The following is a 13,259-nucleotide window of genomic DNA, read 5'->3' as shown; positions in this document are numbered from 1 at the left end:
CGACTATAGCCAGGAGCCGAAGTGCGGGCCCTCTCTCGATTCGTCGACCGGCGTGAAGAACGCGAACTCCTCGCGGGCCCGCCGCAGCTCGCGGCACCCGCCCAGGGCCAGCCGGGCCCGGGCGAGGCGGGACCGGAGCCGCGCGGGGGCCTTCACGGCCGGACCCCGGCGAGCACTCGGGCCGGAGCGTCGACGGCCCGCGTCGACGGGGCCGCGAGCCCGGGTGCGCCGACCGGTTCGGTTCTAAGGGCCGGCCCGTTCACCGGTACTGGTCCGGCGGTCACCCGCTCGGCGGTCCCAGGCACGGCCGGCTCTGTCGCCCGATCATTGGTCGCCACCGCGGCTGGCCCAGTGCCCGGGACCACACCCGGCTCCGCCGCCCGAACAGCCGTTGAATCCGCCACCGGCACCGCCGCCCGGATCGAGTTCGCGACCAGGCACCACAGCAGCGTCGACAGGACCACGAGGAGGACCCGCTGCGGGATGCCGCGCCAGTCGCCGCCGCCGAGGAAGCCGGGGAGGAACGTGTTCACCGTGGTGGTCGCGAACGTCAGGACCGCCAGCGCCGTCGCCCACCAGGTGCCGTGCCGCACCCACGCGGGCGCGCCGGCCTGCCGCATCCGGATCGCGCAGAGCGCGGCGACGACGGTGAGCAGCACGAACGCCGCCCCGGCGGTGTACCGGTGGATCTGCGCCCACCAGGTGAGGCCCGACTCGGGCGTGCCGGTACGGAACACCGCCGCGCACACCAGCATGAGGGCGGTCCCGCCGAGGAGGAACCGGATGAGGCCCTCGCGGGCGAGGCCGACGCCGCGCCCGGCGAGGATCGCGCAGGTGGCGGCCAGCGCGAGCACGGAGACGGGGAACAGGAGGACGCCGGGCCAGGTCACGGCGTAGGAGGAGACGGGGATCGCGACGGGGTCGACCGTGCCGCCCTGCGTCAGGTGCATCACCGCGAAGCCCGCCTGCGCGGCGGCGACGCCCGCCATGGCGGTCACTTCGGCTGCGCGGCTTCGGAAGAAGTCTGGGAACATGCGCCGAAGGTAGGTTCCGGGAAGTCCTCTTCCCTCAAGCCGAGGCGTGGAATCGCGTCTCACCCCCTGGGGTGAGACGGGCCCGCCGATGCCGTACCGCGGTGTGAGGGCGCGCAGGTCCCGGGCGGCATACGGTAGTGCCGTGACCGCCGAGACCGCACCGAGCCCCCGTCCCGTCCGCCGGGTGATCAGCTACCTGGTCCCGGTGGCGCCGGGCAGTCGGCGCTGGGGCCTGGCGCTGGTGCTCGCGCTCGTCGGGCCGGGGTCGGTGCCGTTCGCGCTGCTCATGTTCGGGACCCAGAACCAGCTGCTGCGCACGAACTACGACATCGGCGCGCCGATGATGCTGGCGGTGGCGACCGGCGCGGCCGTGGTGCTGGCGCGGTTCCGGCCGGTCGAGGCGTGGCTGCTGGTCATGGCGGTCTTCGCGGGGACGGTCCGGTTCGGCGACGTCGGCGGCTGGGAGCCGTGGCCGCTGACGGTGCCGACCCTGTTCGCGCTGCTGGTGGCGCTGTTCGCGCTCGGCCGCGACCGCCCGGCCTGGGTCGGGGTCCTCGCGTGGAGCGGGTACACGGCGGCCGGTTCCTGGGTGGTCTGGGCGGTCAACTCGGGCCGGATCACGCTGTCCTACAACGAGTTCGTGAACGACAACCCGGCCGTCGAAAACCTGACGCTCGGGGCACTGCTGGGCGCGTTCGCGTTCCTGGTGGGCCTGACGGTCCGGATCTGGCGGCAGGGCCGCTCGCGGGTCGCCGAGGAGGAGCGGGTCGCGGAGGCCGAGCGCCAGCGCCGCCGGCTCCTGGAGGAGCGCACCCGGATCGCGCGGGAGCTGCACGACATCGTCGCGCACCACATGTCGGTGATCGCGGTCCAGTCCTCGACCGCGGAGTACCGGCTGGCCGGGCTCGGCGAGGAGGTGCGGGCGGAGTTCCGGTCGATCGGCGACCAGGCGCGCGAGTCGCTCGCGGAGATGCGCCGGCTCCTGGGGGTGCTGCGCAGCGAGGACGAGGCGGGCTCGCGCGAGCCGCAGCCGGGGCCGGAGGCCCTGCGCGGCCTGGCGGAGTCGGTGGTCCGGGCGGGCACGCCGGTGGACCTCGCGGTCGGCGACCTGCCGCCCGACCTGCCTGAGACAGTGGCGCTCACCGTGTTCCGGGTGGTCCAGGAGGCGTTGAGCAACGTGGTCCGGCACGCCCCGGGCGCGCACGTCGACGCGTCGGTCGCCGCCGGCGACGGGACGGTGGTGGTTACCGTGGTGAACGGCCCGCCGCCCGGCCCGGTCCCGCCGGGGCAGGAGGGTTCGGGCCTGGGCCTGGTCGGCATGCGCGAGCGGGTCGCCCTCGACGGCGGCGAGCTGGAGACCGGGCCGACGCCCGACGGCGGCTTCCGCGTCCGCGCGGTGCTGCCGGTCCGTTCCACCGCAGAGGAGTCCGCGTGACGATCAAGGTGCTCATCGCCGACGACCAGGCCATGGTCCGCGCCGGGTTCGCGGCTCTGCTGAACGCGCAAGAGGACATCGACATCGTCGGCGACGCCCCCGACGGGGTCGCGGCGGTCACCGAGACGACCCGGCTGCGCCCCGACGTGGTCCTGATGGACGTGCGGATGCCGACGATGGACGGCCTGGAGGCGGCGAAGCGCATCCTCTCGGCGCCGGAGGCGCGGCGGCCGCGGGTGCTCATGCTCACGACGTTCGACATCGACGACTACGTGTACGAGGCGCTCCGCATGGGCGCCAGCGGGTTCCTGCTCAAGGACGCCCCGCCGGGCGACCTCATCTCGGCGGTCCGCATCGTCGCCGCCGGGGACGCCCTGCTCGCGCCGTCGGTGACGCGCCGCCTCATCGAGGAGTGCTTCAAGGCCCGCCCCGCACTGCGCCGCTCGTCCCGCCTCGATGCGCTCACCCCGCGCGAGGAGGAGGTCCTGCGCCTCATCGCCCGCGGCCTCTCCAACCCCGAGATCGCCGCCGCCCTCTTCGTCTCCGAGCAGACCGTCAAGACCCACGTCGGCAAGGTCTTCGCCAAACTCGAACTCCGCGACCGCGCCCAAGCGGTCGTCTGCGCCTACGAGACCGGCCTCGTCACAGCGGGGGACCCGCGGGAGTCTTGACCNCGCCTCACGCCTCACGCCTCACGCCTCACGCCTCACGCCTCACGCCTCACGCCTCACGCCTCACGCCTCACGCCTCACGCCTCACGCCTCACGCCTCACGCCTCCGACGAGTGTCAGACCCACCGGGCATCGTTGCAAGCGGGGGCTCCTACGTGCCGAAACACCCGACCTCGGGGGCCGGAGCCGCCCGCCCCGACAAACTTTCCCCACCTCCTGGAATAGATCATTCCGCTCTGCTATTATTGGAACAAGAGATTCCGTTCCAAGAAATCCCGAGCGAGGAGTACCCCATGCGCATCCTGATCACCGGCGCCACCGGCACCGTCGGCCGCAACGTCGTCGAGCAGCTCATCGCCTTCGACCCGACCGTCCAGGTCCGCGCCCTCACCCGCAACCCCGACGCCGACCTCCCCGCGGGCGTCGAGATCGCGGTCGGCGACCTGGCCGCGCCCGAGACCCTCGCCGACGCCTTCAAGGACGTCGACGCCGTCCACTTCATCAACTTCGCCGGCGAGCAGTACGGCGCGATCCCCGACCCCGCCGCGATCGTCGCCCTCGCCGAGCAGGCGGGCGTGCGCCGCAGCACCGTCCTCGGCGGCATCGCCGCCGGCCCGCTCGAGCAGGCCCTCGCCGCCAGCGCGATCGAGGCGACCTTCCTCCAGCCGGTCGAGTTCATGTCGAACGCCCTCATGTGGTGGGCCGCGCCCATCAAGGCCGAGAGCCGCATCCGCGAGCCGTTCGGCGACCGCCTCAGCGCGATGGTCCACCCGGTCGACATCGGCGCCGTCGCCGCGCGCGTCCTCCTCGACGGCGGCCAGGACGGCCAGACCCTCGTCATCACCGGTCCCGAGGTCCTCACCATGCAGGACAAGGTCCGCCACATCGGCGAGGCCGTCGGCCGCGAGGTCGAGTACGTCGAGCTCACCGTCGACGAGGCGCGCGAGAAGTGGCGGGGCGAGGGCATGCACGAGGGCCTCATCGCCTTCCTCATCGAGGCCCTCGGCAACACGCCGGTCGAAGGCCGCACCGTGGCCGACACCGTCGAGCGCCTCCTCGGCCGCGCGCCGCTGAGCTTCGCGCAGTGGACGAGGGAGCACGCCGACGCGTTCAAGTAGGCCCGAGACGAAGGGGCGGCGTTCCGGTCGGAACGCCGCCCCTTTTGGGTTGAATCTGTGAAATCACAGGTTGGGTAGCATTTCTGAAACCTTGCACGACTTGGACCGATATTCACTGAATTATTTCTATCTTTAACTTTGCGCGGTTTACCTCTAATCTCCATGTATGGCATGGCTCACCCATCACTCCGGGTGAGACCGCAACCAGCGATCGCACCCCCGCCCTGCCATGGCGGCCGCCAACCCCGTCGGCCGTCGACAGCCTCACCCGAAGGGCATCACATGAACCGCCAACGCGCACTTGCGGTCACCGCCGCCGGCGCCATCGCCACCGCACTCTCTCTCGCCGCCGGCGCGGCACCCGCCTCGGCCGAGATCCTCGACGCCAAGGCCGCCGACGCCCGCGCCGACCTCCTCGGCAACGTCTCCCCCGGCCTCATCGAGGAGCTCTCGGAGACGTTCGGGCTCAGCGAGTCCGAGGCGTACGACCGCCTCGCGGTCGAGGCCGTCGCCGCCGACCTGCTCGAAGAGGTCCCGGACTCCCTCGACGCCTCCTACGCCGGCCTCTGGGTCGACGAGAGCGCCGACGAGATCCTCGTCGCGACCACCGACCGCTCCGAGTTCACCGAGCTGCGCGGCGAAGGCGCCACCCCGGTCCTCGTCGAGCACGGCCTCGCCGAGCTCGAAGCGGCCGGCGCGGCCCTCGACGCGCTCGCGATCGACGGGCTCAACGGCCACTACGTCGACCTTGAGAAGAACACGCTCGTGGTCGAGGCCACCGACGAAGCCGTTGCGGCCCAGGCGATCGAGACCGCGGGCATCGACGCGGACCTTGCGACGACCGCCGTCTCCGAGGCGCCGGAGCTGTTCTTCGTGCGCGGCGGCGACGCGTACATCGTCGAGAACTCGTGGCGCTGCTCAGTCGGCTTCTCAGTCCGCCAGGGGTCGACCCCCGGCTTCGTGACCGCGGGCCACTGCGGCTCGGCCGGCGACCAGGTGACCAGCGGCGAGGCCGCCCCGGGCACCTTCCGCAACTCGGTCTTCCCGTCCGCCGACCGCGCGTGGGTCGCCGTGGGCACCAGCGAGGTCCTGTACGACGACGTGAACATGTACTCCGGCGCCCGCGACGTCGCCAACGCCAACCGCGCCGCGGTCGGCTCCTCAGTCTGCCGCTCCGGTTCGACCACCGGCTGGCACTGCGGCACCGTCCAGGCGTTCAACCAGACCGTCAACTACGCCGAGGGCAGCGTCTACGGCATGACCCGCACCAACGTCTGCGCCGAGCCGGGCGACTCGGGCGGCTCGTTCATCACCGGGAACAGCGCCCAGGGCATGACCTCCGGGGGCAACGGCAACTGCTCCTCCGGCGGCACGACCTACTTCCAGCCCATCGGACCGGCCCTCTCCGCGTGGGGCCTGACGCTCGTCACGAGCTAGTCCCGCACCGCTGAACCAGGGCCCGGCCGGATCGACAACGGCCGGGCCCGACCCACTGCGCCGCAACGGCGCAGAGCCCCGGCCGCCACCCTAGGCCGGGGCTCTTCACGTAGGTAGCGGCCGCAGCGTCGCATCATTCAGCGGCGCCGACCGGTCCGGTTGCCGCCCAATCGCTCAGACGTCTCCGGCGACGGTGTCGAACCCGCGGACCTCGGCCTTCCACCGGGCCTCCGCGCCGACCCACGAGGCGGCGCGGTCGACTGCGGCGATCAGGTGCTCGCGGTCGGCGCGCGCGTCGTCCCACTGCGCGGCCTCGACGACGAGCTCGCCGCCGCTGCGGCGCAGCGCGACCCGCCCGGGCAGGTCGCTGCCGACGAACACCGGCAGGCAGTAGTACCCGAAGGTGCGCTGCGGCTCCGGCACGTAGATCTCGATCTTCCAGCCGTGGCCCCACAGGCGGTTCATCCGCTCGCGCAGCCACACCAGCTGGTCGAACATCGACACCGTGACGGCCCGCTCGGCGCCGGTCAGCCTCGAGCGCTTGACCTGCGGGTCGATCCAGGCGGGGGACTTCCACCCCTCGACGGCGACCTGCTCCACCTCCAGCTCGCGCAGCACCCGGTCGGTGTCGGCGATCTTGAGCCGGAAGTAGTCGGCGACGTCCTTGGTGGTGCCCACGCCGAGGTTCCGCAAGGCAGTGGACACCATGTACCGCAGGCACTCCTCGTCGTCGGCGTCCCACAGGTGCTCGGCGGGGATGCCGCGCTCGGCGAGCTGGTAGACGCGCTTGAAGCCGATCCGGTGCGTGCACGCGACGTCGCCGAACCACAGCAGCCGCTCGACCGCCTGCTTGTGGTCGGTCCGGAAGTTCCAGCTGTCGCCCATGTTGCCGACGGCCTCTCCGCGGTGCATCGCCCCGGACGGGAAGTCGGAGACGGTGATCGCCCCGCGCTCGTTCAGCAGCGCGAGCACCTCGGCCTCGGCGACGGCCAGCGCGTCGGTCTGGTACCGCTCGCGCCAGCTTCGCCGCCGCCGCGCCAGGTACGGCCAGGCCGAGACCGGCAGGAGCGACATCGCGTGCGCCCAGTACTCGAACGCGACCGGCGCCTTCCGCCGGTCCAGGCTCCGCACCGCCTCGTCCACGTCGAGGTCGCGGGCGAGCAGCGTCAGCTCGTGCGCCCGGCGGACTGCGGAGATGGTGTCGAGCTGAATGCACCCGAGCCGCTCCAGGACGGTCTTGAAACGCGTGGCCTTCGGCCGCAACTGCGCGGCGATGGCGATCCGCCGGGCGTCGGCCAGCCGCAACGACTCAGGCACTGCACTCATTCCTCTCAGAGAACGACAGCGATCGCCCCGACCGTACAACGACCCACCGACAACCTGGCGGCCGCGAACCCGCCGACGATCATGCGTCAGCCCGCGACCAGCGCGAACGCCTCTCCCGTTCACCCGGTGTCACACCCACCGGGCACCATCGAACCGGGGGCGACTCCGAACGCCCGATTTGCACCGGACCCTCCGAGGCTCCCCCGATTCGAAACCCGGGCGCGTCACCCCCGATTCGGAGCGACCCCGACCGTGCCGGTCTCGGCGCGCGGGTCGGCCGCGCCCTCGACGTGCCCGTCCTCGTGGATCTCGATGAGGTGCGCGTGCCCGAAGCCGCTCCCGGCCGCGGCCGGCGCGACCGCGAAGCCGCGCTCGCGCAGCCCCTCGGACCAGGCCTCGGGGCTGCCGTCCTCCAGCTCGACGTCGGTCTCGTACACGCCGGTCCAGGTCCCGAACCCGGTCTCGCCCGGGTGGAGGCGCCACCGCGGCGCGCTCACCGCGGCCTCGACCGACTCGCCGCCGTGCAGCACCCGCGCGATCAGCTGCGAGACGATCTGCGGCTGCGAGTCGCCGCCCATCGACCCGGCGACCAGCCGCAGCGACCCGTCGGCGCGCGTCACCAGCGCCGGCACGAGCGTGTGCGGGGGGCGCTTGCCCGGCCCGTACTCGGCCTCGTGCCCCGGCTCCAGGTTGAACCCGGTGCCGCGGTTCTGGAGGCCGATCCCGGTGCGCGGCTCGAAGAGCCACGTCCCGAACCCGGCCGCGTTCGACTGGATGTAGGAGACGCCCATGCCGTTCCCGTCGAGCACCGCCATGTACGTGGTCCCGCCCGCGGCCTGGTGCACCGGCACGTCGGCCTTCGCGTCAGGGCTGATCCGCGCCGCCCGCTCGCCGGCCGCGGCCAGCAGGTCCGAGACGTCGGCACCGTCGAACAGCCGCTCCGGCCGGTCGTGCCCGGCCTGCCGCGCGGCCTCGACCAGGTAGTGCGCCCACAGCGGGTCGCCGGCGTCGACGGGGAGGTCGAGCCGGTCGGCGACCGCGAGTGCGAGCAGCAGCAGGTAGCCCTGCGAGTTCGGTGCGGCGGACCAGATCCGGTGCCCGAACGCGTCGACGCCGATCGGCTCCTCCCACGCCGCCTGCACCGCCGCGAGGTCGGCCTCGGTGAACAGGCCCTTGCCGATCTCCACCAGCCCCTGCCCGAAGTCGCCCAGGTAGAACCCGTCGCGGCCGCCCTCGGCCGCCGCGCGCAGCGCGCCCGCGGTCCGCGTGCGGGTCACCGTCGCCCCGGGCTCCAGCCCGACGAGATCCTCGGCGCCCTCGACGCCGTCGAGGATCGCCCCGGCCTTGGCGAGCATCGCCGTCGCGGGCCAGCCCTGCGACGCCAGCTCGATCGCGGGGGCGAGGAGCTCGGCCATCGGCCGCGTCCCGTACCGCTCGTGCAGCGCGAACCATCCGTCGACGACGCCCGGCACGGTCGCCGAGCGCAGGTCGTTCCGGAACGGCATGGCCGTGTGGCCCTCGGCGCGCAGGCCTGCGGCGTCCGCGCCCGATCCGGCGCGGCCCGAGGCGTTCAGGTACGCCGGGGTGTCCTCGCCCGGCACGTGGACCAGGGCGAACAGGTCGCCGCCGAGCCCGCAGAGGTGGGGGGCGACGACGGTGAGCACCGCGCCGGCCGCGATCGCGGCGTCGACGGCGTTGCCGCCGTTCGCGAGCACCTCGGCGCCCGCTCGGCTGACGTGCGGATCGACGGAACAGACCACACCCTGATCGACCACGGGGACTCCTTTGCGCAACCGCCGGCGGTACCGGACGGGGGGACGGGATCGCGCCGAACCGCAGGTCCGGCACCGGCTCGAAGCCTACCTTGCCGCGCGGCTAGTGACGACCGGCCGGTTCCCCGCCCGCGGCCCGGCCCTGCGCGATCAGGTACGCGCGCCGGAACCACTCGGCGTACGCGAGCGCAAGGAGCGCCAGCACCCCCAAGTGCTGCACCGCGTTCAACTCCCCCAGCAGCACCAGCGAGATCCCGCCGGCCACTGCGAGGGTCCGCGCCACCGTCCCCGCGAACGGCCCGCGCCGCCCCTTCGCCACCAGGTCCCGGCGGCAGGGCGCGGGCAGGACCAGCAGGGACCGGACCCAGCCCGCCGCGTACGGCACGCCGACCGCCCCGATGAGCGCCCAGTCCGCCGCCCGCGGCGTCGGCAGCATCCAGTCGAGCGCGTTCAGCACCACGGCCGCCCGCAGCGCCCACTCGTACCACCGCCACGGCCACCGCCGCAGCACCGTGTCGTAGACGCTCCGCGCCTCCTCGGCGTCGGCTGCGGCGAGCGGCTCCAGCCGGGTCGTCTCCCAGGCGGTCCGCACCCCGGCGCTGCACCGTCCGCGCGCCTGGAGCAGCTCGGCGAGATCGAGCCGCGCCACGGTATTCCAGGCGTCGAGCGCCACGGCCCGCTCGTAGTGGCGCTGCGCGCGCCGGTGCCGCAGGTGGTGGTCGTAGATCCGACCGGCGATGTGCTGCACCCACGCGTCGTCGGGCGCGCGCTCCAGCCCCTGCTCGACCAGGTCGCGCGTCACCGCGTACTCCGCGTCCTGGTACCGGATCCAGGCGAGCTGCATGTAATACCGGCCGTTCTCCGGGTCGAGCTCGACCGCGGCCCACAGCGACGCGGTCGCCTCCTCGGGCCGCTCCAGCTCGAACAGGATGTCGGCGCGCAGCCAGAGCGCGTCCGCGTGCTCCGGGTCGTCGTCGACGGCCCGCGCGACCCACGTCAGCGCCTCCGCCTGCCGCCCGGCCGTATGCAGGCACCAGGCGAGCAGCACCGCGGGCACCGCGCGCGCGCCGAACCGCTCGACTCCCCGCTCCAGCACCGCCACCGCATCGTCGTATCGACCCTGCTCGATGAGATCGTGTGCGCGGCCTTCGACGGCGCCCGTGAGGAATCCGGGCCAGACCTTGGCCACCGCCTTGAGGACCCGCCCCTGCGCCCGCGGCGGCTCGGCTGCGGTCGGATCGGCGACATCTTGCATTCCCCACTCCAGATCACTCGGGGGACTTGGGTTCCGGTCGAGGTGGGAGAGGGACGGCTCGCACGACACGGTTCCCAGCATTCGGACCGCGTGCCGGTGCTCACGACGGGTGCTTTTGTCCGCCGACGGACCTAGCATAGAGGTGGACCGCGTCCACCTGTACGTCCAAGTCTCTTGTACGGTGGAGTTTCCGCGGTGGGGACGAGAGGAAGAATCGGAACTGGTCATGGAAGAGCCGACACAACCAGCTGACTCAGCCGGCCCGATCTCCTCGACGGTGCACCGGTGGCGGCGCCTCGCTGTGCGCCACGACCTGGAGTGGAGTGAACTCCTGCTCATCGCGCTCAACCTCTACGGTCTGCGCGGCAACAACACCGAGGGCATGCGCCTGCGCCTGAACTCCGAGGACGAGGAGTTCATGCTCGTCCTCCCGGCCGACCGCGCGACCTCGCCGTTCAGCCTCCGGGCCCACGTCGACCCCTCCTCGCCCCAGCACGGGCTGAGCGAGCTGTGCGTCGACGGCACCCCGGTCGCCGAGATCATCGAAGCCGAACCGGGAGAAGAGGTCCGCGGGTACCTCCGCGCCGACGGCACCGCCGCCACCCTCCTCCTCCAGACCGGCGTCGAGTCCTCCGGACTCGTCAAGTGCTACCAGGACCTGTTGGAGGCCTTGGCCTCCGATCTGGCCGACGACGGCGAGCAGCACCTCTTCGACGAGGTCACCCTCTCCGCGAGCGGCGCCCTCGACGAGCAGCTGATCGTCGAGCACCTGCTCGCGGTCCGCGCAGCCATGACCGCTGAGGGACTCCCCGAGTCCACCACGCTCGGCGTCCTGACTCCGGCCCTGCGCAGCAAGGCCGCGTTCAACGAGCTCGCCGAGAAGGTCGGCCCGGTCCTGCTGTTCCTCACGACGGAGACGTACAAGGACGACAGCACCGAGCTCGCGGCCGAACCGATCGTCCCCCAGGACGCCGCGGCCGCCGACCCGCTCTCGCCGGCGGCGAGCCACCAGTCCGAGCGCCTCTCCGAGATCCTCTCGGCCGCACGCGAAGCCGGCCACCGGACCTCCTTCACCTACACCGTGGGCAGCGAGCCGCTCGACGAGATGCGCGCCTGGCTCCTCCCCCTCGCCGAGCAGACCACAATGTGGCCGTCGCTGACGATCCTCCCTGCGGAGACCCCCGTCGACGACTCCCAGCACATCGCCGCACCCGACGAGCGCCTCGACTTCTTCCTGGAGGCCCGCCGCCTCCTCGAGCAGATCTTCGCGCCCACGCACCTCCGCCCGCAGCCGTGGCGCTGCTACCGCGGCCTCTGGTACCGCCAGCACGCGGGCGAACACCTCGAAGGCCCGTACGTCTAAGAACTCGTTTCAAGTTCGAGCGAGGGGCGCGATTTCCGGATCATGCCTTGTCGACAGGTGGTGGGGTTCTGGGTTGGTTAGAGGGTTGGTGACCCGTCTCTGCGCCTTGGGGGCCGACGACGTGGCGGTCGAGTATGTTGTCGGGCATGACCACTGACGACTGGATGGCCGACACCCGAACCTCGTATGACACCGTCGCTACCAGCTATACCGAGCAACTACGTGACGCCATCTCCGGTGGCCCGCACCTACGCGCCGCGCTGGAGGTGTTCGCCGAGCTGGTACGGACCGCTGGCGGCGGGCCGGTAGCAGACGTCGGCTGCGGACCCGGACACGTCACCGCCCACCTGCACGGGCTCGGTATCGACGCTTTCGGCATCGATCTCTCTCCGGGAATGATCGACGCGGCCCGTCGCGATCACCCCGACCTGCACTTCGAGGTGGGCTCGATGACCGACCTGCGCCTTGGCGACGCCTCGATAGCGGGCCTGATCGCCTGGTGGTCACTGATCCACATCCCCGACGACGAGGTACCGGCAGTCTTCGCGCACTTCCACCGAGTCCTACGGCCAGGCGCACCGTTGCAGCTCGGATTCCATGTCGGCGACACCTCGCACCTGAAGACGCAAGGGTACGGAGGCCACCCCATGTCGGTCTACGTCCACCACCGTGAGCCTGACCAGGTGGCCTCCTGGCTGCGCGAGGCCGGCTTCACGATCGAGGCTCAGTGGCTTTGCGACCCCGACGGGCAAGTCCCGCAAGCGATACTCTTCGCACGGCGCCGCTCCTGAGCACGGGCTCCAAGCTCCTCGGCTGGTGGACTGCTGGTGCGATGCGCGGCTTGGGGCTCGTTGAACCGACGTGGCGAAACCATGGGAGATTGACGAGGGGCTGTGGGTCAGGATCGAAGCACTGCTACCGGTCCACCGGCCAGGGCGTCGTGGGCCGATGCCGCTCGACGATCGGAAGTGTCTGCAAGGCATCCTGTTCGTGCTGTACACCGGCATCAGCTGGAATCATCTGCCGACCGAACTCGGGTTTGGATCCGGCACCACGTGCTGGAGACGATTCCGTCGCTGGTGTCATGCCGGTGTGTGGGAGGGACTCCACCGAATGCTGCTGTCCGACCTGCATGCGCTCGGTCAGATCGACTGGTCGGCGGTCTGCCTCGACGGCTCCCATGTCAAGGCAAGATGAGGGGGTTCCGCAACCGGCCCATCGCCGGTCGACCGCGGCCGGCCCGGCTCCAAGCACCACATCGCCTGCGATGGGGCGGGGCTGCCGATCGCAGTCATCACTACTGCAGGCAATGTGCCCGATATCAAGGCCGCCCAGGACCTGACCGAAGCCATACCACCCATCGCGGGCCGGGTCGGACGCCCGCGACGCAGGCCCGATGCAGTCCTGGCGGACGGCGGCTACGACTCGGCTGCCTTCCGTGACTGGTTGCGCTCCAAACGGATCGAGCCGATCATCCCGCAACGAGGCCGCAAGAAGATCATCGGCCTGGGTACGATCCGCTGGGTTGTCGAACAGGCCATTGCCCACCTTCACCAGTTCAAGCGCCTCGCCGTCCGTTGGGAACGCCAGCTCGACCTCCATCACGGCTTCACCAAACTCGCCGCCGCGCTCATCTGCTGGAGGCGCCTCAATCAAACAACTTGAAACGAGCTCTAAGGCCCGCAAGGACAACGAAGAAAGGCCCCCACCGAATGGTGGGGGCCTTCTACATATGTCATGGCAATGGCACTCTGGACAAGTTCCACGGCAAGCGAAAAGGCCCGACACATTGTGTCGGGCCTTTCCTTCATGTTCATGTTTGGCGGTGTCCTGCTCTCCCACACCCTC

General features: G+C 71.6%; 11 protein-coding genes and 1 pseudogene. 7 read left to right on the top strand and 5 right to left on the bottom strand.

Annotation, left to right across the window (positions count from 1 at the left end):
* Nucleotides 1-3: 3 nt before the first annotated feature.
* Both ABD419_RS20215 and ABD419_RS20210 read right to left on the bottom strand, forming a co-directional pair.
* Nucleotides 4-156 carry a hypothetical protein gene (locus ABD419_RS20215; RefSeq protein ID WP_344490265.1) on the bottom strand — a complete coding sequence of 51 codons (153 nt, stop codon included), beginning with the start codon at nucleotides 154-156 and terminating at the stop codon, nucleotides 4-6.
* A complete protein-coding gene (locus ABD419_RS20210; protein WP_344490262.1) occupies nucleotides 153-1,034 on the bottom strand; it encodes a DUF998 domain-containing protein in 882 nt (293 codons plus the stop codon). The genes ABD419_RS20215 and ABD419_RS20210 overlap by 4 nt, the downstream gene beginning before the upstream one ends.
* Before the next feature lie 142 nt (nucleotides 1,035-1,176).
* On the opposite strand from ABD419_RS20210, the gene ABD419_RS20205 reads away from it, so the two are divergent.
* From ABD419_RS20205 to ABD419_RS20190, 4 genes are all read left to right on the top strand, one after another.
* Nucleotides 1,177-2,469 carry a sensor histidine kinase gene (locus tag ABD419_RS20205; RefSeq protein WP_344490259.1) on the top strand — a complete coding sequence of 431 codons (1,293 nt, stop codon included), beginning with the start codon at nucleotides 1,177-1,179 and terminating at the stop codon, nucleotides 2,467-2,469.
* Nucleotides 2,466-3,140: a response regulator gene (locus ABD419_RS20200; protein WP_344490256.1), complete on the top strand. Its 675-nt coding sequence runs from the start codon at nucleotides 2,466-2,468 to the stop codon at nucleotides 3,138-3,140. The genes ABD419_RS20205 and ABD419_RS20200 overlap by 4 nt, the downstream gene beginning before the upstream one ends.
* 293 nt (nucleotides 3,141-3,433) lie before the next feature.
* Entirely contained in the window at nucleotides 3,434-4,258 is an 825-nt protein-coding gene (locus ABD419_RS20195; RefSeq protein ID WP_344490253.1) for an NmrA family NAD(P)-binding protein, read from the top strand.
* Nucleotides 4,259-4,540: 282 nt separating this feature from the next.
* Complete coding sequence (locus ABD419_RS20190) at nucleotides 4,541-5,695, top strand: S1 family peptidase (RefSeq protein WP_344490251.1); 1,155 nt, start codon at nucleotides 4,541-4,543, stop codon at nucleotides 5,693-5,695.
* Nucleotides 5,696-5,869: 174 nt separating this feature from the next.
* Here the strand turns inward: ABD419_RS20190 and ABD419_RS20185 are convergent, their stop codons facing one another.
* The 3 genes from ABD419_RS20185 to ABD419_RS20175 all read right to left on the bottom strand — a co-directional run bounded on the left by ABD419_RS20185 (nucleotide 5,870) and on the right by ABD419_RS20175 (nucleotide 10,048).
* Nucleotides 5,870-7,012: a DNA glycosylase AlkZ-like family protein gene (locus ABD419_RS20185; RefSeq protein ID WP_344490248.1), complete on the bottom strand. Its 1,143-nt coding sequence runs from the start codon at nucleotides 7,010-7,012 to the stop codon at nucleotides 5,870-5,872.
* Between the two features lie 233 nt (nucleotides 7,013-7,245).
* Nucleotides 7,246-8,796 (bottom strand): gamma-glutamyltransferase family protein, encoded by a 1,551-nt coding sequence (locus ABD419_RS20180; RefSeq protein ID WP_344490245.1) that lies wholly within the window; start codon nucleotides 8,794-8,796, stop codon nucleotides 7,246-7,248.
* Between the two features lie 100 nt (nucleotides 8,797-8,896).
* Nucleotides 8,897-10,048 (bottom strand): tetratricopeptide repeat protein, encoded by a 1,152-nt coding sequence (locus ABD419_RS20175; protein ID WP_344490242.1) that lies wholly within the window; start codon nucleotides 10,046-10,048, stop codon nucleotides 8,897-8,899.
* Between the two features lie 226 nt (nucleotides 10,049-10,274).
* Here ABD419_RS20175 and ABD419_RS20170 point away from each other — a divergent pair, with 226 nt between their 5' ends.
* From ABD419_RS20170 to ABD419_RS20160, 3 genes and pseudogenes are all read left to right on the top strand, one after another.
* Entirely contained in the window at nucleotides 10,275-11,411 is a 1,137-nt protein-coding gene (locus ABD419_RS20170) for a hypothetical protein (RefSeq protein ID WP_344490240.1), read from the top strand.
* Nucleotides 11,412-11,557: 146 nt separating this feature from the next.
* On the top strand, nucleotides 11,558-12,202 hold the full coding sequence (locus tag ABD419_RS20165; RefSeq protein WP_344490237.1) for a class I SAM-dependent DNA methyltransferase: 645 nt from the start codon (nucleotides 11,558-11,560) through the stop codon (nucleotides 12,200-12,202).
* A 70-nt stretch (nucleotides 12,203-12,272) separates the two neighbouring features.
* Nucleotides 12,273-13,076: pseudogene (locus tag ABD419_RS20160) on the top strand (IS5 family transposase).
* Nucleotides 13,077-13,259 lie beyond the last annotated feature (183 nt).

The sequence above is a fragment of the Glycomyces endophyticus genome (genome assembly GCF_039531525.1).
Taxonomy (GTDB): domain Bacteria; phylum Actinomycetota; class Actinomycetes; order Mycobacteriales; family Micromonosporaceae; genus Glycomyces; species Glycomyces endophyticus.
Note: the sequence above shows the minus strand (reverse complement) of the source record. Positions and strands in the feature narration are given on the sequence as shown.